Annotated in this window: 18 protein-coding genes; 4 read left to right on the forward strand and 14 right to left on the reverse strand. The window is 63.0% G+C overall.

Going from position 1 to position 19,503, the window contains the following annotated elements:
- Positions 1-15: 15 nt before the first annotated feature.
- From fdh3B to IVB12_RS33090, 9 genes are all read right to left on the reverse strand, one after another.
- Entirely contained in the window at positions 16-612 is a 597-nt protein-coding gene (fdh3B, locus tag IVB12_RS33050; protein WP_027571966.1) for a formate dehydrogenase FDH3 subunit beta, read from the reverse strand.
- A gap of 12 nt (positions 613-624) precedes the next feature.
- Positions 625-3,567 (reverse strand): formate dehydrogenase subunit alpha, encoded by a 2,943-nt coding sequence (locus tag IVB12_RS33055; protein ID WP_247305914.1) that lies wholly within the window; start codon positions 3,565-3,567, stop codon positions 625-627.
- Between the two features lie 2 nt (positions 3,568-3,569).
- Entirely contained in the window at positions 3,570-3,788 is a 219-nt protein-coding gene (locus IVB12_RS33060) for a twin-arginine translocation signal domain-containing protein (protein WP_247278119.1), read from the reverse strand.
- A 29-nt stretch (positions 3,789-3,817) separates the two neighbouring features.
- Positions 3,818-4,597, reverse strand: a complete 780-nt coding sequence (locus tag IVB12_RS33065; protein ID WP_247305917.1) for a molecular chaperone TorD family protein — start codon at positions 4,595-4,597, stop codon at positions 3,818-3,820.
- 121 nt (positions 4,598-4,718) lie between these two features.
- Positions 4,719-5,345 (reverse strand): DUF3306 domain-containing protein, encoded by a 627-nt coding sequence (locus tag IVB12_RS33070; protein WP_247305921.1) that lies wholly within the window; start codon positions 5,343-5,345, stop codon positions 4,719-4,721.
- Positions 5,342-5,857, reverse strand: coding sequence for a DUF3305 domain-containing protein (locus tag IVB12_RS33075; RefSeq protein ID WP_247305923.1), 516 nt, complete (start codon positions 5,855-5,857; stop codon positions 5,342-5,344). Before IVB12_RS33075 ends, IVB12_RS33070 begins: the two co-directional genes overlap by 4 nt.
- Positions 5,854-6,861, reverse strand: coding sequence for a DUF6352 family protein (locus tag IVB12_RS33080; protein ID WP_247305926.1), 1,008 nt, complete (start codon positions 6,859-6,861; stop codon positions 5,854-5,856). Before IVB12_RS33080 ends, IVB12_RS33075 begins: the two co-directional genes overlap by 4 nt.
- The gene (locus IVB12_RS33085; RefSeq protein WP_247305929.1) at positions 6,858-7,397 is read right to left on the reverse strand and encodes a DUF6505 family protein; all 540 of its coding nucleotides are present in this window, start codon (positions 7,395-7,397) and stop codon (positions 6,858-6,860) included. Before IVB12_RS33085 ends, IVB12_RS33080 begins: the two co-directional genes overlap by 4 nt.
- Positions 7,394-8,080 (reverse strand): biotin/lipoate--protein ligase family protein, encoded by a 687-nt coding sequence (locus tag IVB12_RS33090; RefSeq protein ID WP_247306274.1) that lies wholly within the window; start codon positions 8,078-8,080, stop codon positions 7,394-7,396. Before IVB12_RS33090 ends, IVB12_RS33085 begins: the two co-directional genes overlap by 4 nt.
- 218 nt (positions 8,081-8,298) lie before the next feature.
- Between IVB12_RS33090 and IVB12_RS33095 the strand changes: the two genes are divergently transcribed.
- Complete coding sequence (locus tag IVB12_RS33095) at positions 8,299-10,269, forward strand: 4Fe-4S binding protein (RefSeq protein WP_247305931.1); 1,971 nt, start codon at positions 8,299-8,301, stop codon at positions 10,267-10,269.
- Between the two features lie 36 nt (positions 10,270-10,305).
- Here the strand turns inward: IVB12_RS33095 and IVB12_RS33100 are convergent, their stop codons facing one another.
- From IVB12_RS33100 to IVB12_RS33120, 5 genes are all read right to left on the reverse strand, one after another.
- Positions 10,306-11,598 (reverse strand): c-type cytochrome, encoded by a 1,293-nt coding sequence (locus IVB12_RS33100; protein ID WP_247305933.1) that lies wholly within the window; start codon positions 11,596-11,598, stop codon positions 10,306-10,308.
- A gap of 451 nt (positions 11,599-12,049) precedes the next feature.
- Positions 12,050-12,442 carry a hypothetical protein gene (locus IVB12_RS33105; protein WP_247305936.1) on the reverse strand — a complete coding sequence of 131 codons (393 nt, stop codon included), beginning with the start codon at positions 12,440-12,442 and terminating at the stop codon, positions 12,050-12,052.
- A gap of 783 nt (positions 12,443-13,225) precedes the next feature.
- Entirely contained in the window at positions 13,226-13,444 is a 219-nt protein-coding gene (locus IVB12_RS33110; RefSeq protein ID WP_247305939.1) for a hypothetical protein, read from the reverse strand.
- 538 nt (positions 13,445-13,982) lie between these two features.
- On the reverse strand, positions 13,983-14,189 hold the full coding sequence (locus IVB12_RS33115) for a hypothetical protein (protein WP_247305941.1): 207 nt from the start codon (positions 14,187-14,189) through the stop codon (positions 13,983-13,985).
- Between the two features lie 223 nt (positions 14,190-14,412).
- Positions 14,413-15,540 carry a mandelate racemase/muconate lactonizing enzyme family protein gene (locus IVB12_RS33120; RefSeq protein ID WP_247305943.1) on the reverse strand — a complete coding sequence of 376 codons (1,128 nt, stop codon included), beginning with the start codon at positions 15,538-15,540 and terminating at the stop codon, positions 14,413-14,415.
- A gap of 266 nt (positions 15,541-15,806) precedes the next feature.
- On the opposite strand from IVB12_RS33120, the gene IVB12_RS33125 reads away from it, so the two are divergent.
- The 3 genes from IVB12_RS33125 to IVB12_RS33135 all read left to right on the forward strand — a co-directional run bounded on the left by IVB12_RS33125 (position 15,807) and on the right by IVB12_RS33135 (position 19,502).
- Entirely contained in the window at positions 15,807-17,057 is a 1,251-nt protein-coding gene (locus tag IVB12_RS33125) for an ABC transporter substrate-binding protein (RefSeq protein ID WP_247278130.1), read from the forward strand.
- Between the two features lie 123 nt (positions 17,058-17,180).
- Positions 17,181-18,008 (forward strand): AraC family transcriptional regulator, encoded by an 828-nt coding sequence (locus IVB12_RS33130; RefSeq protein WP_247305948.1) that lies wholly within the window; start codon positions 17,181-17,183, stop codon positions 18,006-18,008.
- 483 nt (positions 18,009-18,491) lie between these two features.
- Positions 18,492-19,502 (forward strand): branched-chain amino acid ABC transporter permease, encoded by a 1,011-nt coding sequence (locus tag IVB12_RS33135; protein ID WP_247305950.1) that lies wholly within the window; start codon positions 18,492-18,494, stop codon positions 19,500-19,502.
- Position 19,503 lies beyond the last annotated feature (1 nt).

The raw sequence follows: 19,503 nt of genomic DNA on the forward strand, positions 1-19,503 counted from the left end.
CTCGCGCGACCTTCGTCAGGATTCGATCGTCTCGCGATAGGCCGTCTTCCACCCCCAGGCACCCGAGCCGTAACCGCGCTTCATCACGCGCTCCTTGTAAATCTGGGCAATGATCTCGCCGTCACCCGCAAGCAACGACTTGGTCGAACACATTTCGGCACACAGCGGCAGCTTGCCCTCGGCCAACCGGTTCGCGCCGTATTTCTCGTATTCCTCTTTGCTGCCGTCGGCCTCCGGGCCGCCCGCGCAATAGGTGCACTTGTCCATCTTGCCGCGAGAGCCAAAATTCCCGACCTTCGGATATTGCGGAGCACCGAACGGGCAGGCGTAGAAGCAATAGCCGCAACCGATGCAGAGGTCCTTGGAATGCAGCACCACAGCATCGGCCGTGGTGTAAAAGCAGTTCACCGGGCACACGGCCGCACAGGGGGCATCCGTGCAGTGCATGCAGGCCATCGAGATCGACCGCTCGCCCGGCTTGCCGTCGTTGATAGTGACGACGCGGCGCCGGTTGATGCCCCAGGGCACCTCGTGCTCGTTCTTGCAGGCGGTGACGCAGGCGTTACACTCGATGCAGCGATCAGCGTCGCAGAGAAATTTCATACGTGCCATCGTCGTTACTCCCTAAACCGCCGCGATCTGGCAGAGAGTGACCTTGGGCTCCTGCATGCCCGTGGCGGGGTCGTATCCGTACGTAGTGATCGTGTTGGCGCTTTCGCCGAGCACGATCGGGTCGGTGCCCTTCGGGTAATTGCCGCGAAGATCCTTGCCCGCGAACCAACCGCCGAAGTGGAATGGCATCCAGGCGACGCCCTTGCCGACGCGCTCGGTAACGAGCGCTTTCATCTTCGCCCTGGAATTGTTCTCTGCACCCGTGACCCACACCCAGCCACCGTCCTTGACGCCGCGCTCGGCGGCATCGGCAGGGTTGATCTCAATGAACATGTCTTGCTGCAATTCGGCAAGCCACGGGTTGGTGCGCGTCTCCTCGCCGCCGCCCTCATATTCGACCAGACGACCGGACGACAGGATGAGTGGGAACTGCTTTGCAATTCCCTTCTCCACCGCTGCCTTCTGCACGGAAAAACCGATATTCGGCATCCGGAACTGCTTGGCGTCGGGCAGCGTCGGATATTTAGCGACGAGGTCGACGCGCGGCGTGTAGATCGGCTCGCGGTGAACAGGGATAGGATCGGGCAAGCCGAAGGCATTCATGCGCGCCTTGCCGTTGCCGTAGGGAACGCAGCCATGCGCCAGCGCCACGCGCTGGATGCCTCCCGACAGGTCGAGCGCCCACGACACCGTGTCCGGATTGGCCGGATTGATCTTGTTGATCACGGCCATTTCCGCTTCGGTGAGCTCGGTGTCCCAACCGAGCTTCTTCAAGCTCGCCAGCGTGAACTCCGGATAGCCGTCCTGAATTCCCGACCCCAACGAGTACGAGCCGTCCGCGAGCAAGCTCACCTTCCGCGTCGTGCCGTCCGGCAGCTTCTCCTCGCGCTCGACGCCGAACCGCGGCCGGAACGTGCCACCGCCGTCCATCACATTCAAATTGGTGTTGTAGAGCAGTGGCGTGCCGGGATGCTTGACCTCAGGCGATCCCCAGCACGGCCAGGGCAGACCATAATAGTCGCCGCCGACCTCGGGATCGTCCTTCGGTGCCCGCATGCTCAGCATGTCGAACTTGGCCTGGTTCTTCATGTGCGCCTTGAGGCGCTCGGGCGATTGCCCGCAATAGCCAGTCGACCAGCTGCCGCGGTTCATCTCGCGCAGCACATCCTCGGCTTCAGGAAGATTGTTTTCGACCTTGATCTTCTTGAACATCTGGTCAGCGAAGCCAAGCTTCTTCGCCATCAGATAGATGACCTCGAGATCATCCTTCGATTCAAAGATCGGCTTCACGATCTGCTCGCCCCATTGCAGCGAGCGGTTGGAGGCGACGCGCGATCCCTTGCATTCGAATTGCGTAGCGACCGGCAGAATGTAGACGCCATCCTTGCGGCCCGCCTCGACGGAGAGCGAGGCCCAGGTCGTCGGATGCGGGTCGCCAATGACGAGCAGCTCGAGAGCCTTCAGACCATTCAGGGACTCAGGAATGCGGGTGATGCTGTTGGAGGCGTGTCCCTGTACGAACACCGCCTTCACATTGTCTTTCTGAGCGACCTGATCCTTGGGCAATGTCACTGCCTCGAACCAGCGGGTCAGCGGAATGCCGGGGGTTTCCATGATCTGCTTGGAGTCGAAGCGGGACTTCAGGAAATCATAGTCGACCTCCCAAACCCGCGACCAATGCTTCCAGGCGCCTTCGGCGAGGCCGTAATAGAACGGCAGCGTGACGATATCGAGCCCGACATCGGTCGCGCCCTGCACGTTGTCATGGCCACGGAAGATGTTGGCGCCCGCGCCGGCTTTCCCGACATTGCCGGTCATCAGGAGGGCAATGCAACTCGCGCGGACGTTGGCGGTGCCGACGGTCTTCTGGGTCTGGCCCATGGCCCAGATGAGGGTTGCCGGCTTCTCCGTGGCGAACATCTTGGCGACGCGCTTGAGCTGCTCGCCGGGAATGCCGGTGACGCGCTCGACTTCTTCCGGAGGCCACTTCTCAACTTCTTTCTTGATGTCGTCGAAACCGTAAACGCGCTGCTGGATGAATTCCTTGTCCTCCCAGCCATTCTGGAGAATGTGCCACATCATGCCGTAGAGCACCGGAATGTCGGTGCCCGGGCGCATCCGCACATATTCCGTCGCGTGGGCCGCCGTACGCGTCAGGCGCGGATCGATGACGATAAAGTTGGCCTTTTGCAGCTCCTTGCCCTCGAGCAGATGTTGCAGCGACACGGGATGCGCTTCGGCTGGATTGCCGCCCAAGATGACCTGTGTCTTTGCGTTGCGAATATCATTGTAGCTGTTGGTCATCGCGCCGTAGCCCCAGGTATTGGCGACGCCGGTCACGGTAGTCGAATGGCAGATGCGAGCCTGATGATCGGTATTGTTGGTCCCCCAGAACGCACCGAGCTTGCGGAACAGATAGGCGCCTTCGTTGGTCATCTTGGCCGAGCCGAGCCAATAGACGGAATCGGGGCCCGACTTCTCGCGTACAGCTTGAAGCTTGTCTCCGATCTCATTGATCGCGGTATCCCAGGAGACGCGGGTCCACTGCCCATTTACCAGCTTCATCGGATAGCGCAGCCGCCGCTCGCTGTGTACGAGTTCGCGCACCGAGGCGCCCTTGGCACAATGCGAGCCGCGATTGATCGGCGAATCCCAGCTCGGCTCCTGGCCGATCCATACGCCGTTCAAGACCTCGGCCGTCACCGTGCATCCAACGGAGCAATGTGTGCAGATGTTCTTGCGGATGGTTGCGCCTGCGGTGAGCGGACCAGCCATTGCTGCCTCTGTTTTGCGCACGCTGCCGACCGGCAGGGCGCCGAGCGCGGCAAGCGCACCGCCGGCCAGACCGGATTTGCGCAAGAAGCTGCGGCGGTCGAGACCGCCGGCCTGGCCCGCAAGGGACGCGACAACGGAGCCGTGGCCAGGGGAATGCTGGTGTGTTCGCTTGATCAGCACGGTCAGCCTCCCTTGGCCGGATAACGATTGACGCGGTAAAACGCCTTGACGTGGTCGGACTCCTGGTAGCGCGCCTTGCGCTTCTCATCGTTGGTCTCACCGTCGGCCTGCGCCGACCCGACCAACGGTGTCGCGAGTGTCGCACCGACACCGACCGTGCCGATGCTGACCTTGCGCAGGAAGTCGCGGCGTCCCACTGTGGTCTTCTTGTCTTCACTCATCGCATCTCTCCTGGACCTGCGCACGCCGGTCAGTTGGCGAATGTGAATGCTTCCGTCTCGATCTCGATAAAGGTGCGACCGAGCGCGCCGACCGCCCGGTAGAAATCGGCGTTCCCGGCGCTCTCGATGTCTGCGAATAGTCGCCTCATCCACGGCGACACATGTTTCTCGAAGAAGGCGCGCTGTGCCTCTGGCGAGGCACCGAAGTGCCCGCCGGCAAGGCCCGACATGATCTCGCAAATGATAGCGGCGTGGTCCTCAGGTTCGGAATTGTTGGCAACGCGCTCGACGCCGAGCATCGTCAGGTCGCCGCGCAGGCGCGACAGCGGCCGTTCGTTGAGGAAGCCGGTGAGATAGTACGAGGCGTAAGGCAGCAATTCGCCGCGACCGAGCCCCACGAACAAATCGAAATATTCGCGCTCGACCTTAGCTGCGACTGCGCTTGAGGCGACGTCGGCGAGCGCCGCATGCGCGCGGCCGAGCGGCGTCGCGTCACCACTCAATGCCGAGAGCTGCTCGAGCAGTCGTTTCGACGGCGGCGCGGACAGCAAGGTTGCTAGCAACGCGTATTCCTGCGCGCGCGCAGCATCGACGGGGTCGATGAGCCCCGCTGGGACGGCTTCTTCGCTGTAGAGATCGGGCCGCAAATCGTTGCGTGGAATACCGGTGGCCGTTTCGACTGCAACCACCCGTTGTGCGGGTACCCTGGTCCAGTTTGAGACCGAAGGCTGGCTGATGCCGATTTTGCGCGCAAGCTGAGCAATGCCGCCTGCGGCATCGATTGCGCGATCAAGCCCGTCATCCCGCACGTGGACCTCCCATCCGAGTCCCGTCTGCTTGATTACTGCTTTTGTAACAGTGTTCTAACGAAATCGTAGTCCCGGTTCCACGGATGGTCAATCATCCGTCCATAGCCCGAACCTATAGCCTTTAGTCGTGCTGCTCGCGCGGCAGTGCACCACCGTGAATACGGTGCCTGATGGGCTCAGCGAAATCCGCAGATCTCTCCGCCACTGATGGTTGCACCGCAACAGAGGTTGCCGGACGTTCCGTGGCGCCTGCTGTCCCGACAATATCCGACGCGCCCGCCGCATCGGCTTGATCCAATTCCGCCGCCGAGGAATCCGCTGCTTCAATCGACGGCTCGGGGAGAGACTGCACCGCCTCACGCACGCCGCCGATGATGCGATCGACGAGCGCCGCCAGTTGTTCCGACGAGCAATCCAGCGGGCCAAAACCCGGCATCGCGGTCGGGTCGTTGAAGTCCCATGCGTTCTCCGCAAGCCCGACGAAGTCGCGAATGGCGGGGTCGGTCGTCCACGCGCGGCGAAGAGCCGCACGGCTCAACTCCTGGGGAATACCCTTGCGCAGAAAGGCGGTGATGTCGGTCGCAGCGTTGATCTCGTCGATCGACGGCAGGCTCGAGAGATCGAACTCGCTCTCATCGTGCTTGGCCGCAGACTGCGGCGTGGGCTGCGCCCGGGCAGGCTCCGCCGGCTCCGCTTGCGCCTCGCGCTTGCGGCGGGACCAACGTGCAAGGAATTCCTCCTCAGTCATTCCTGTCCGCCTTCATGTTCGCGCCGCGCCAGCGCCTCCGGATCAGCGCGGCGCCGCTTGCGCTTGACGAACTCCCGCTCGACATGGTGCTCGACCACGAACCTTTCAATTACTTCCCGCAGCATCTCCGGCATCGGCACGGCCTCGACCAGATTATCGGCGGCTTCGGTAAAGCCCTCGCCCTCCGCGGGGTCTGCGGTAACCGCAGTGACGGCATAGGGCCAGGCGCCTTCCGAGGGCGACAGCACAGTCCAGATGCTCGGATTGCCGGAGGCGAGATTATCGCGATAGCGCGCCGTCTCGGACGGATAGAGATCCACGGTCGCGCTTCCGGCATAGAACAGGGTCGTGCCATCCTGCTCGCGAAGCACGGTCCAGGGTTGTGTCGCCGGCTCATCCGGCAGGACAGCAATTCCGCGCCAGACGAAGTCAACCCAAGGCGAGGCAGCCTTGCGCCGCTCGACGACGACGCCGACAGAGATGGATGCGAGTGGCGATGCCGCGGGGCTCATGTGAACATCTCCAGGCGCTTCACCGGCAGGCCGGTCAGCAGATTTTGTGGCTTCATCCGGAGCTTCTGATCCGCCGTCATCGACAGGATCAGGTAGACGGGCTCGTCCCGGAGGTCGTCGTGCGCGCGGCTCGAATCCGCAAAAATCAGCCGGAACAGTGCAAGCACCCGGTCGGCGTCGCGCTCGTCGACTTCTTCGCCGTGCCACAGACGGTCGCCAAGCCTGGTGGCCTCGGCATCGAGCCCGACATACCAGGTGAGCTTTGCGTCCTGCAACGTGCGCAGCGGCTCGATCGTGACCTCGATGCCGAGCAGATGAGACACCCAGCGCGTCATCGCTTGTGCCAGCGCAGTTGGTCCGCGCCCACCGGCCGTGAGGTCGAGGGCCATGTCGAACTGGTCGCTGCGCTGCCAATAGGTCTCGACATTCTCTTCGCTCAACACATCGCACATCGCCTCGTTGGTGGCGCCCAGCATCGACATCAGGGAGAGCACCGGGGTCGGGCTCCGGCCGCCGACGATCTCCTCGTCGCCGAGCAGCAGGGCGTGCTCATGCGGCAGGATCCGCTGAACCCGGAAGAATAGCTCGGCGGCGCGGAGCACAAACGGGTCGTCGCAGCCATCGAGCGCGTTGCGCAGGATGACATGTACCAGCTGGTTGACGAACAGCGGCGGCAGGTCGTTCGCGCCTGATCGCAGCGATGCAAGATAGGCCGCTTCGAGCGTCGGATGCCGCAACAGGAGATCGCGAAAGGCCAGCACGAACCGCCAGTTCTCCCGGGCGTCGGTATCGGAAATTCCGGCAATTTCGTCGCCGCCGACCCCCTGACGCGGATCGGCGAGCAGCTCGCGATGCAACCGGCGTTCGACCGGACACGCATCGTCGGGCGGCATCAGCTCGGGACGGGCAAAATAGGCCTTGAGGAATTCGTCGGTGACGCACAGCCCACCGCCCTCGTCGCGATCGAGCAGATGATGGCCGCAGGCGATCCAGAAATCATTCATCTGACGGTCGGCTCCCGGCCCAGATCCGCAAGCCTGACATCGCCGTCAGGCTGGACGTCGTCCTCCACTTCCATGAACGAGAACGCCTTGCTGTGCCCCTGCCCTTCGCGGAGCTTTAGTCGGCGAAAGGACTCGCGGACTTCGCCGTCGCTTGAAGCCCGGTGCACTGCAATAAGGGAGCTGATCGGATGACTGCACAGCGACTGCGAGAACGCCACCTCTTCTTCCGCGGCCGTCATCGCTGTGGCCATGTCCGGCGCACCGAGACGATCGATAAGTTGCCTGGCAAGGAGATCGATCAGGCTGCGGTGATCGTCCTCGGTCGCCGGAACGATCTGCGCCAGCGTCGACCAGCCCCAGGATTGCACCCCGAGGAACCCGCCGCGAAACGCCGCGCGCGCCTTGCCCTCGAGCTTCGCAGCATCGCAATCCCAGAAGCGGAAAGCACCGGAGACGGCCCATTCCCCCGGCTCCGCCGCCACGTCGAACACGAAGGTATCGGAGGGATCGAGCGCGATGGTACGCAGAAGCTTCACAGCCGCGGCCCTCCGAGTGCCGGGTCGAGCCAGGATGGAGCCGCGAGCGCCTGCACGAGATCGCCACGCTCGATCTCGCCCGCCCCAATCCGGCGCGTGAGGAGATCGCCGCGATCGTCGATGCGCAGAACGGTCTGCCGTTCGCGGGGCATGCGGGAAAGATATTCTCGCGCCACGCCTTCAAAACCGCTCGCCTGCCAGTCATCGAATGCGAGCATCAGGTGCCGGGCAAAGCTCTCCGTGATCTGCACCGCACCAGCCTCGCCAAAGCCTTCCTGGTCGAGCGCCGAAGCGAGCGGGTGAACACCCCGCTCGTCCTCGTTCATGGCAACCGTCCGGATCATCGCGCCGAAAACCATCCATGGTGGCGACGCGTCCTCGTCAGCCTCAGGAGGCCATCCCATCCGCCCACCGCCGACCAGCCCCCCATCGATCCTGACGGCGTCGGGCCAGCCGATCGTGATCGGCTTGCTCGGCGGTGCGTAGGCACGCAAGGCATCGGTGAGCGCGATCATGCCGGCGTAGAACGCGCGCCGCGCCGTACGTAAGGGCTCGGCTGGCTCCAGCACCACGGCGAACTCCGCCAGATCAAAGCGGCCGACATAGACGAGTGTTCCGGCGCCGCTCTCCGGTGCAATGCGGCATGCGTGGGCAAAAGCGTCGCCACTCTCGCGCAGCCGCACCAATGTGAACGGCGGCGGCAGATGAATCGGTTCCGCCAGGGAAACATGGCTGACTGGGATCGACGGCAGGCCGTCCTCCGCTTTCCTTTTCTTCCCGATGGATAAGTTCTATACGAGGCGAAGGGCCGGCGCGAGTCCGTCGTCGGTGCCGGATTGGCGGAGGGGTTAACCTGGAGCAGCCATCCAAGACGGTCCTGATCTGCTCGTGCGAAGACACGATGCGTCTCGACGCGGCCACGATTCAGCGCGGATGTCCCAACTGCGAAATCAAAAGCTTTCATCATCTCTGCGGCGCCGAGCTCGATCACTTCCGCAGCGCAGCGGCCGCTGGCGGCGCACTGACGGTCGCCTGCACGCAGCAGGCCGCGCAGTTCACTGATGAGGCCGGCGAGCGGCCTGATGCGATCAGCTTCGTCAACATCCGCGAAACGGCCGGCTGGTCGCGAGATGGCGCGCGCGCCGGCGCGAAAATGGCTGCCCTGCTCGCTTCCGCCTCCATCCCAGCGCCGGACTATCCGCTCGTCACTTTGTCGAGCGAGGGCGTGGTTCTGATCTACGGACGCGATGAGGCCGCGATCGAGGCCGGCCGCCTGCTTGCCGATCACCTCGACGTGACGGTGATGCTGAAGCAGCTCGACGAGATCGTGCCGCCCGCTGCAACGGTCTTCCCGATCGTGAAGGGCACGATCCGCTCAGCAAAGGGACATTTCGGCGCCTTCGAGCTTGCGATCGACGATTACGCGCGCCCCCGCCCGTCTTCGCGCGATCGCTTCGTACTGGACGCACCGCGAAGCGGGGTCACCTCGCGCTGCGATATCGTGCTCGACATTTCCGGTGGGATGCCATTGTTTCCTGCCCACGCGTTACGCGACGGCTATCTGCGCGCCGATCCGAGCGATCCCACCGCCGTGCTTCGCGCCGTGCTGACCGCGCGAGACCTCGTCGGCAGCTTCGACAAGCCGAAATATGTCGACGTCACGCCCGCTCTTTGCGCCCATTCGCGTTCGAAGCGCACGGGGTGCCGGCGCTGCCTCGATCTCTGCCCGACTGGAGCGATCACGCCTGTCGGCGATCATGTCGCAATTGATCCGAACATCTGCGCGGGCTGCGGCCAATGCGCCGCCGCCTGCCCGACCGGCGCGGCATCTTATACGCTCCCGCCCGCCGATACGCAGCTTCAGAGAATTCGTGCCATGCTGCTGGCTTACCACAAGGCCGGTGGCACGAATGCGGTGCTGCTCTTTCATGATAGCCCGCACGGCACGCCATTGATCGATGCCTTGGCGCGGCATGGCGATGGCCTGCCGGCAAACGTGCTCCCCTTTGCCGTCAACGAACTCACGCAAGTCGGGCTGGAGGCGATCGTCGGGGCCTTTGCCTATGGCGTATCGGCCATACGATTCCTGCTCCGCGCAAGACCACGCCACGATGTCACCGGACTGTCACAGACGATCGGCATGGCTGAAGCGATCCTTGGCGGCCTCGGCTTTGAGGGCCGCCGCCTCGCGACCATCCAAACGGATGATCCCGACGCGCTCGGCGAGCATTTGGCTGCTATCGGCACACTCGCGGCCGTCGCGACGCCCGCGACCTTCAAGACCGTCGGCAAGCGGCGCGACCTTTTGCGGTTCGCCCTGAGCGAGTTGCATCGGCTGGCGCCGACGCCGGTCGACGTGATCGCCCTGCCCAAGGGTGCGCCGATCGGCGCAATCAGCGTCGATACCAGCGGCTGTACCCTATGCCTGTCTTGCGTCTCGGCCTGCCCGACCGGCGCGCTTCGCGACGATCCCGAGCGGCCAGTGCTCAAGTTCGTCGAGGACGCCTGCGTGCAATGCGGCCTGTGCCAGAGCACCTGTCCGGAGAAAGTCATCAGCCTCAAGCCGCAGATCGATTTCCGCGCGGCACGCGCCTCCGCCGTGACTATCAAGGAAGAGGAGCCCGCACTCTGCGTCCGCTGCGGCACGGCCTTCGGCGTCAAGAGCACGATCGACCGCATCGCAGCCAAGCTCGAGGGCAGGCACTGGATGTATCCGGCCGGCGACAAGCGGGTCGCAGCACTTAGGATGTGCGCAGACTGCCGCGTCATCGTCATGAGCGAACAGCAATTCGACCCGTTCAAGGGCGTTCCGGAACGAACGCCGCCGCGAACGACGGATGACTATCTACGCCAACGCGATGGCAAGGATTAGGCGAAGCGGCCAACTTCGCAGGGTCGGAAGGGGCAATTATTGCGACGTTGCGCGGCCCAAGAAGTCCGTCAACGCACGGCGGTCCTCGGCCGAGCCGATGCGCTGCTCCGGCATTTTGGTGCCGGGGGTATAGGCATTCGGTCCAACCTCGAACAATCGTGCGACCGTCTCCGGCGTCCAGACGATGTCCATACTCTTCAGCGCGTCGGAGAAGCGATAGCCCGGCAGCGAAGCGATCTTGCGACCGTATAGTCCGGCAAGCGTCGGCCCCGCACGCTGAACATCCTTGTCCGACAGGGTGTGACAGGCCACACAGGCCCGAAATACATCGGCGCCACGATCGCCGGCATAGGCGGCGAGCGGATCCGCCGGCGTTCCCGAGAGGTTCGAACCAATGGGATCGCCGGTGCGCGCATTCCAGCGCCTGATCCTGCCGTCCGCGCCACCCGTCATGAGTGTTTTTTCTCGATCCGGAAGGAAGGCGACCGACCATACCGGCAAGCCGGACACGACCAGCGTTCGCAGCAGACTGCGCGACTTGCGGTCGATGATCGCAACCGTGCCGCCGATGCCGGCCGCGGCGATCAACATCCCGTCTCCCGATATCGTCAAGGCCACCACCGGCGTGGGACCGGCCGCGACCTCGCCGCTCGGCTTGCCGTCTGTGGTCAGTATCCGCAGCGTGCCGTCGACCGCGCCCGTGACGATTTCACCGTCCGGCGCCGCAGCAATGACGTTGAGCGGCGCCGGCAACGTCACGACTTCAGGTTGGCCGTCCGGCAAATGCCAGATGCGCAAGGTGAGATCATAGCCGACGCTGAGAAGCGACTTGCCGTCCGGCGTGAAAGCGACACCGTTGACGTTCTGCGAATGACCTTCGAGCACGCGCGACGCGCCGTCCGATAGGGACCAGAGCCGCACGGTCCGATCCCATGAAGCCGATGCGAGAAGCGCTCCATCAGGAGAAACCGCAAGCGCCACGATTGGACCTCGGTGTCCTTCAAACACCCGGTCCGGCTGCTGCCGGCCCGGCATCCACACTGCAATTCGTGCATCGGCGCCCGCTGTGACCATGCGGCCGTCCTTCAGAAAGGCGACCGCATTGACGGCGTCAGCGTGATACCGCAGCACTTGCTCTGCCGTATCGGTCTTCAGGGACCAGCGGATGGCCGCTGTGTCGAAGCTGCCGGACAGGAGGCCCTCGCCATCGGGGGAAATGGCGAGCGCCCGTACGGGGCCGCCATGTCCCACCATGTCGGCGTGCGCGAATGATAGGGCGAAGATGGCCCACAGGGCTGCGGCGCCGCCCGTGCAGAAAGGTAACCTCATCATCCGTCACCGGCTCTGGTCACGTTCACGGCCTGAAGATTGCCAGAAGCCCACGGAGATGAAAATCCGAACCCATTTACTTGGCTGGTGCCGTCGTGCTCTTGGACGACCCTTCAGGCGCGGGCTGCATTCCAGGCGGACTCTGACCTTGGGGACTTTCGGCGGGCGCACCACCCGAACCCGTATTGATTGGACCCGTCCAGCCTTGCGGTTGTGGTTGGCCCTTCTCCTCGGGCCGGGTTGGCGCCGCAGATGAATTGGTTTGTGGAGGTTCAGCGGAGGCGCGCTCGAAGAGGCAGAGTGCTGCAAAGCACAAAATCGTTGTCAGCAATTTCACGTTGGATCCTCCGAATGTGCGTACTAAACGGGCTGACACTGCATTCCGTTCCGACCGTGTGCGTCGCAGCGGGCTGGCGTTGCGCCTCCTGCTTGAATGCCGGTGATCCCAAGACTAATCTCTGGCGGCCACGTCAAGGATGACGGCATGCAGAGGCGAACCCGGCCATTTCTGCAGATGCTGGCGCGACTGCGCGCTTTGCGCGCGCTTGATGGATCGCAAGATCCCGATTCCCGAGACGCCTCGCCCTTCCTGATCCTCGTTGCCGCCGTGCTTGCGCTTCTTCTTGCGATAGTGGAAATCGACAGGAATCGCGCCGCACTTCAGTCCCTCGGCTTGATGGGTGATGCACTTTCCGTCGATGCGATGTTCAAGAGCCCGTAGGCGGCTTCTGGCTTGATACGATCGACGAGTTTGCTCGCGCCAAGCGGTATCGTATAACAGCTTGACGTTTCGATCGAGGGAGGCTGCGGATGAGGGCTTTTCTTCTTGGCTGCGTCGCGGCAACGGTGATCGCGATTGCAGGGATGGTGATCTTGGATCGAGTCCAGGAGCCAGTCGCGCAAGCGTTTGCCACAACCGGGGTACGTCTCTGAGACACCGTCTCAGGACCATGTTCAACATTCTTGGCGGCATGATCCCCGAGATCGGCAATTATGGCATGTGGCCAAGCAGCCACTATTCTCAAGGCGTTGCTGGTCGACGCTGCCGCCGAGCACTGAACCAATAAATGCGAAAACAACCCCATGCACAGTAGAAGGCCCTTGTTTCCAAAGGACAATTTCCTGAGAAAACAAGTCCATGTCACAGATGCTTTTGACACGTCGGGCAAAACAGGGGCATGATGTCATCATCGACGCGGATGTCGCCTCTGCGCCTCGATCCAAATTTCCGCGGCCCTGACCTGCACCGGATAGAGCCGCAACGGTGGGCTCGGCCAGTCCGAGGTGATCGCCCCATCACTCAAATCGAATGCTGCCGCAACTCGGCTCAGCCTCGACGACATCGCGGAGAAGGTTGGGTATGCCGCCCTCTACGCTCCGCGCTCCCAGGCGACGGTTGATGGGAATGCGGCAATCGTCCAGACGCAGCATTGCAAGCGGATGAAAAGCGGCACGCTTCAATCAGCGCCGCCATCGACCCGGCCCGTAGTCGGCCAATTATCGGCCAGGCGCAACGGGAGCTGCCGAAGAGTGTTTCGTAAGTTCACGACGGCAGCGTCTGGCCCGACGCTGCCCAACTCGATGCTCGTCCAAGCGTCGGCTGTCTAGGGTGTCCCCCGTTTTGCCTTTAGGACCACGGCGGTTCTTCGCTCGGCCCGGCCGCCTCGGCATGGATCGTGACCCCCGCCGAACGCAACCCGGTCAGGAACACGGTTCTTACGGAGGCAGGATCGAATCCAATATCCTTGGCGTTTGGTGGATGCGCCTCGCTGCCCTTCAATCGGAGTGCCAAGTGCAAATGCTCGCAAAGGTGCTGAACGACAAGATTGACCTGATCGTCAGTCATGATCCGCTCTTCCTGCTACCGTTTTGCTACCCAACAGATAGCACACATGGAAATAGAGCGGTACGCGATTGGACCACCCCAAGGATCAACCCCACGCGAATGCCCATGGCCGGCTTCCAAATCTGCGCCTATCGGCGCAGACCTGAACTGACCAGCAGGCAACTAGAATGGCGCTTTTGGCCCCAGAGCAGACCTCTGGCAGAGAGCCTCCCTTCGGCGGGTTGCGGTCACATGGCCGAGCTATGGCTCATGGTTCTCAACGCGCATTTATCTCCGAGTTCGACGCCGCACGGCCCCAACACATGGGACTCTTGAGCGTTTGCCGTTGCTTCTTTCCATCGCCTTTTGCACCCGAGTGCTAAGGTTTCGAAGCTCTGCAAGTTGAGAATTGAGCGAACAGACACGGTGGTGCAGAATGACCATACGGTCGCAGACCCGATCACGACTACTCATTACGCGCCCCTGGAAGGCTGCTTAAAAAAAACGCAGACGTCGGCCAAAAAATAAAAGGGACTTTCAAATCAATGGTAGCATCGTTTCACGTACAAAATGTGAAGCGGCACACACATGCAGGAATGTATTCCACCGCCGCGCCCGGGCCGATTACCGAGGCGGCGCCTTTTGAGAAGACGACCGGCTGTTTCGAGGGATCCTTGTGGTTGTCCAGGTTCTTGGCGGAGTCCGCGACATCCGAAACGAGCAACGTGATGTCAGGCCGCCGGCCGATGACCGGCATTGTCGCCATAGGCCTCTCCCGATAGAGCCCGAGGCCTTCGGTCACAGCCAGGTCTTTGAAGCAGAACAGGCAGGCGTCCTCGGTCGCGGGTGCACCCCTCGGCATTCTCGATGATCACCTGAAAGGTCCGACGGCGACAGCGCTGATGGCGCGCGCCATTTCCGCGGCCGCCGGCTCGCGATGACATCGCCACCCGGCGGGCGGGTTGGTCGGAAGCCGACGAATCTCTAATCTAAATGGTGCGATGACGCTCGATAGATGACAGATCAGGCGCTACTCCGAGGCCCGGCTCTTCCTCCAATTCAACCGTGCCTTCCCTCACGTTGAGGAGCGGACCGCAAAACAGATCGCGCAAGGGATTGTCGTTCGCATCGACTTCCAGCCAGCCATTACCTCCGATACCGGCGAGCAGGTGCGCGGATGCAAGCAAGCCAAGACCTCCACCGAGATAGTGCGGGCAAAACGTCTTGCCCGCCTTCAGAATGTCGCGAGCCAGTGGAGCGCAGACACTCAGCCCGCCCCATTTCGCAATATCGGGCTGAACCACGCCGAGCACCTCTTCGGCCAGCACTTCCCTGAAACCCTCGGCGCTCGAAATGTTTTCGCCGGCGGCAATCGGCATCTTCGCTGCGGCGTGCAGCCTGCGCCATTCCTCGCGCGGCCGGTCAGCACGGATCGGCTCTTCCAGCCAGCGCAGATCGAACTCGGCAAGCCGCGGCAGCATCTCCATCGCCTGCGCGACTGACCAGCCCTGATTGGCATCGGTAGCAAGCATGCCGGGGCCGACGATCCGGCGCAGCGCCGCCAAATTGGCGAGGTCGGTCTCGGCGCCGAACCCGACCTTCAGCTTCAGCGCGCGATGGCCGCGCTCGAGCGCGGCCTCCGCCGTCTGCGCCGCACCGCCGGGATTGATGCCGCTGGCATAGACCTTGATCTTGCGCGACTGACCGCCGAGAAGCCGCCACAGCGGCAGGCGCTGGCGGCGCGCGGAGAGATCCCACAAGGCGAGATCGATGCCCGAAATCGCCTGCGCGAACGGACCAGGTTCACCGCATTGAAGCGCCAGAACTTCGGTGCTTTTGGTCAGCGCCTCGAAGGCCTGGGCAGGACTATCGAATTTGCGTCCGACGAGGCCGGGGGCGAGCACCTCGTTGACGAGCCGGGCGCGATGCTCCGCGCCTGGAGCCGGAAAGTTGGACCAGGCTTCGCCCCATCCTTCGACGCCGTCCTCGTCGACAGCGCGAACGAAGACGGCGGGCCGGTTGAGCATCTTGCCGAACGACGTCACCACCGGCGTTGCCAGCGGATAGCGATAGCAGAACGCCTCGATCGCGCGGATGGTGAAGCTGTCAGTCGTCATGTTGCAGATCCTGCGGGTCGAGATCGACGAGTGGCGGCCGCCACTATCTCAACAGGCGCGCGCGAAGTCACCGGTCACGTGCTGCACCGCGAAACCATTTGCGCCGCAACATCCAAAATGAGACTGCCCGTCAAGCCGAACGAGGCGCCCGCGCATGCACCGCATGCGACTTCGGCTAGCCTTCCCGTCAAATCCGCCAGCCTTTCGAGCTGCGGGCGCCGCGCCGATTGGCACGGCGACAAATCGACGACACAGGGAGGAGCACCATGTCGAAATGCAGTGTGGGACTGCTGGCGCTGAGCAGCCTGTTTCTTTCGGGCGCCGCGATCGCTCAGGAGAAGATCAAGGTGGGCGTGACTGCGACGCTCGAAGGCACCTACACGGTGCTCGGCGAGGACGGCATGCGCGGCCACCAGACGGCCCTCAACGTGCTTGGCAAGAAGGTCGGCGACAAGGAACTCGAATTCATCGTCGCCTCGACCGACGCAACGCCCGACTCCGCCGTGCGCGCGGTGCGCAAGCTGATCGAACAGGACAAGGTGCAGATCCTGCTCTCACCGCTCTCTGGCGACGAGGGCATCGCGGTAAAGAATTTTGCAAAAACGCATCCCGAGCTGACCTTCATCAATGCGGCTTCCGGCGCCCAGGAGACGACTTATGTCGATCCGGCCCCGAATTTCTTCCGGTACAACATGGACGGCGCACAGTGGCAGGTCGGCCTCGGCAAATACGCCTATGACGAAAAGAAGTATCGCAAGATCGCCACCGTCGGCGAGGATTACTCCTTCATTTACACCCAGGTGTTCGGCCTCGTGCTCGAGTTTTGCGGTGCCGGCGGACAGGTCACCAATCGGCAATGGGTCCCGCTCGGAACGAAAGATTTCGCCTCCGTCATCGCCGCCCTGCCCGACGATGTCGATGCCATCTATCTCGGGCTCGGCGGCGCGGATGCCGTCAACTTCCTCAACCAGTATCAGCAGGCCGGCGGCAAGGCGCACCTGATGGGCGGTTCCATCATGATCGACCAGACCATCCTGTCGTCGAAGGGCAACGCCAAGAACGCGCTGATCGGCACCATTGCGGCGAGCGGCCAGGCCGATACCTGGGAAGATCCGGGCTGGCAGAAGTTCGTGAAGGCCTATCAGGACGCCTTTCCGCCCAACAAGCGCTTCCCGAGCCCCTCGCTGCTCGCGACCAACTACTATGATTCAACCATGGCGCTGATCCTCGCGCTGCGCCAGGTCAATGGCGACCTCTCCAATAACCAGGCGAAGTTCAAGGAAGCCCTGGCGAAGATCGAGCTCGACGCGCCGAACGGCAAGATCAAGCTCGACTCCAATCGCCAGGCGATCGGCACCAACTTCGTCACTGAGGTCGTCGACGACGGCAAGGGCGCGCTGTTCAGCAAGGTCGTGAAGGTGATCCCGAACGTGAACCAGACGCTCGGCTATGATCCGGCCGTGTTCTCGAAGATCGGGCTGCCGAGCCGCACAGTACCGGAATGTAAGAAGTACTGACGCATCACGCCTGCACCGCACCGGCGGAGAGCGACTTGCTGACGCGGTCGCTCTCCGCTCTTGCAATCTCGCCGGGGTTGTTGAACGCTGGCCGAAAAGACAAGAACATTCGGAGGGGAAGGCATGAGCCGTGCGCTCGCCGTCTTCCACGGCCGGTTCGGCCGGGCGACGGTTTATCAGTTGAACCGCCCTTTCAATATCCACGCCCATCGTGAAGGTCATCTGATCTTCCATGTCGGCGGCATGCCGGCATGCATAGATGTCTGCAACGGGCATTATGATCTCACCGAATCCTCTGTCGTTGCCGTCAATCCGTGGGAGCCGCACAACTTCCTGCCGGCCGATGTCGACGGCGGCGCGATCTTCTTCGTGCTTTATGTCAATGCCGAATGGTTTGCGCCTGATGCCTCCGGCTCCGACCGGTTGCGCTTCGGCCGCACCCAATTCAAGCGCACGCCTGCGCTTGACAAGCACATCAGGCGAACCGCCGCGCTCGTGTGCGGCGCACCATCGCTTTCCAGCCTGGATTCCGAGCTGCGGCGGCTGATCGACATCTGCTACGATGAAAGCTGGCAACAGGCCGAGATCGCGCGCGATCCGCGCGCCAATGGTGCCGTGACCGACTTCCGTGTGCGCAAATGCATCAGGCTGATGTCGGAGAGCCCCGGGGCCGAGATGGAGCTCGATACGATCGCGCGGGAATCCGGTTTGTCTCGACCGCATTTCTACCGGCTGTTCCGCGTCCAGACCGGCGTCACGCCGAATCTCTATCTCAACACGCTGATCATGGAACAGGCGCTCGAAGCGCTGGTGGCGAGCGAGGCGCCGATCGCCGATATCGGCTTCGATCTCGGCTTCTCCTCGCAAAGCGGCTTCACCCGCTTCTTCGCCGCCAATGTCGGGATGGCCCCGACCGATTATCGTCGCGCGGCCAAAGTTTTGCGCACCTAGCCACTGCGCGAAAAGATACTCACGATCAAACGTCCTGCTCGCAGCCCGGCTAGAATGTGGGCAACGCGATCTCGCTAGAGAATTGCGAGTCCAGGGAGGACGTTCGCCCATGGCAGGGCTCGCAGCCGATCACGGCTTGCACGCCGCCTCGTCCCACTTGCGGGGAGAGGGTTGGGCTGCACCCGCGCCGAAGCCCGTCATCGAGCGCGCCTTTGGCGCGACCCGTTGGACGCGACCTCTCCCCGGAAGCGGCAGGGTTATCGGATATGATCTCTTGGAGTGGCCTGAGCAAGCGCCGCATCCTTCGAGACGCCCGCGCCGCGGTCTCCTCAGGATGAGGCTAATTGGCATCCGGCCCGTTGAACCTGCTGCCGTACACTCCGCCCTCATCCTGAGGGGCCCGCCAAAGCGGGCGTCTGGAAGGATGCGCCGCAGGGAATCGCTTCCCACATGCGATTGCCCTGCCGCAAGCGGGGCGAGACCATGAGCCGCTTTGTCGAACGCCATCCCGTCTGGGCGCTGATCCTGATCATTGCCATTGCCGTCGTGCTTTGGCTGGTCTTCGCGGTCTGGCCGCCGGGCCTCGAAGAGGCGATCGGCCGCAAGCGCGTCTTCCTCAATGCCGTCTTCAACGGCATCACGCTCGGAGGGCTCTACTTCCTCGTCGCCAGCGGCTTCACGCTGATCTTCGGCCTGATGCGCAACGTCAACCTCGCGCATGGCTCGCTCTATCTGTTCGGCGGTTATGTCGGCTACGCCATCAGCGCCTCGACCGGCTCCTGGATCCTCAGCTTCATCGTCGCTTTCATCCTGACCGCCCTGGTCGGCGTCCTGCTCCAGGTGATCGTGTTCCGCCGGATGGAGGGACAGGATCTCAGGCAGACCATGGTGACGATCGGGCTTTCGATCGTATTCGCCGACCTCATGCTGTGGGCCTGCGGCGGCGACTTCTACCAGATCCAGACGCCGAATTGGCTGATCGGCCCGGTGGAGCTGCCGCTAATCACGGCGATCAAATCCTCGGGCGAGCCGGTCTATCTCAGATATCCGCTGGTGCGGCTCGTGATCTTCGCCGCTTCCGTGATCATCGGCGTGGCGATGTGGCTCGCCCTCAACCGCACCCGGATCGGCATGATCATCCGTGCCGGCGTCGATGATCGCGATATCCTTGCTGCGACCGGCGTGCGCATCCAGCTCGTGTTCGTGCTGGTGTTCGCCTTTGGCGCAGGACTTGCCGGCATCGCCGGCGTGGTCGGCGGCACGTTCCAGTCATTGTCGCCCGGCGAGGACATCCGCTTCCTGCTGGCGTCCCTCGTCGTCGTGATCGTCGGCGGCATGGGTTCGATCCCCGGCGCCGCACTCGGCGCACTGATCATCGGCCTCGCCGAACAGCTCGGCTCGGTCTACATCCCGACCTATGCCATCGTCGTGACCTTCCTGATCATGGTGCTGGTGCTGGCCATCCGGCCGCAAGGCCTATTGGCGAGGCGCTGAG

Source organism: Bradyrhizobium sp. 179, assembly GCF_023073535.1.
GTDB lineage: Bacteria > Pseudomonadota > Alphaproteobacteria > Rhizobiales > Xanthobacteraceae > Bradyrhizobium.

Bases quoted from the DNA above. Each gene is read 5' to 3' on its own strand.
- fdh3B (WP_027571966.1), bottom strand. From the start codon at position 612: ATGGCACGTATGAAATTTCTCTGCGACGCTGATCGCTGCATCGAGTGT.
- IVB12_RS33060 (WP_247278119.1), bottom strand. From the start codon at position 3,788: ATGAGTGAAGACAAGAAGACCACAGTGGGACGCCGCGACTTCCTGCGC.
- IVB12_RS33070 (WP_247305921.1), bottom strand. From the start codon at position 5,345: ATGACTGAGGAGGAATTCCTTGCACGTTGGTCCCGCCGCAAGCGCGAG.
- IVB12_RS33075 (WP_247305923.1), bottom strand. From the start codon at position 5,857: ATGAGCCCCGCGGCATCGCCACTCGCATCCATCTCTGTCGGCGTCGTC.
- IVB12_RS33080 (WP_247305926.1), bottom strand. From the start codon at position 6,861: ATGAATGATTTCTGGATCGCCTGCGGCCATCATCTGCTCGATCGCGAC.
- IVB12_RS33095 (WP_247305931.1), top strand. From the start codon at position 8,299: ATGCGTCTCGACGCGGCCACGATTCAGCGCGGATGTCCCAACTGCGAA.
- IVB12_RS33100 (WP_247305933.1), bottom strand. From the start codon at position 11,598: ATGAGGTTACCTTTCTGCACGGGCGGCGCCGCAGCCCTGTGGGCCATC.
- IVB12_RS33110 (WP_247305939.1), bottom strand. From the start codon at position 13,444: ATGACTGACGATCAGGTCAATCTTGTCGTTCAGCACCTTTGCGAGCAT.
- IVB12_RS33115 (WP_247305941.1), bottom strand. From the start codon at position 14,189: ATGGCGACAATGCCGGTCATCGGCCGGCGGCCTGACATCACGTTGCTC.
- IVB12_RS33120 (WP_247305943.1), bottom strand. From the start codon at position 15,540: ATGACGACTGACAGCTTCACCATCCGCGCGATCGAGGCGTTCTGCTAT.
- IVB12_RS33125 (WP_247278130.1), top strand. From the start codon at position 15,807: ATGTCGAAATGCAGTGTGGGACTGCTGGCGCTGAGCAGCCTGTTTCTT.
- IVB12_RS33130 (WP_247305948.1), top strand. From the start codon at position 17,181: ATGAGCCGTGCGCTCGCCGTCTTCCACGGCCGGTTCGGCCGGGCGACG.
- IVB12_RS33135 (WP_247305950.1), top strand. From the start codon at position 18,492: ATGAGCCGCTTTGTCGAACGCCATCCCGTCTGGGCGCTGATCCTGATC.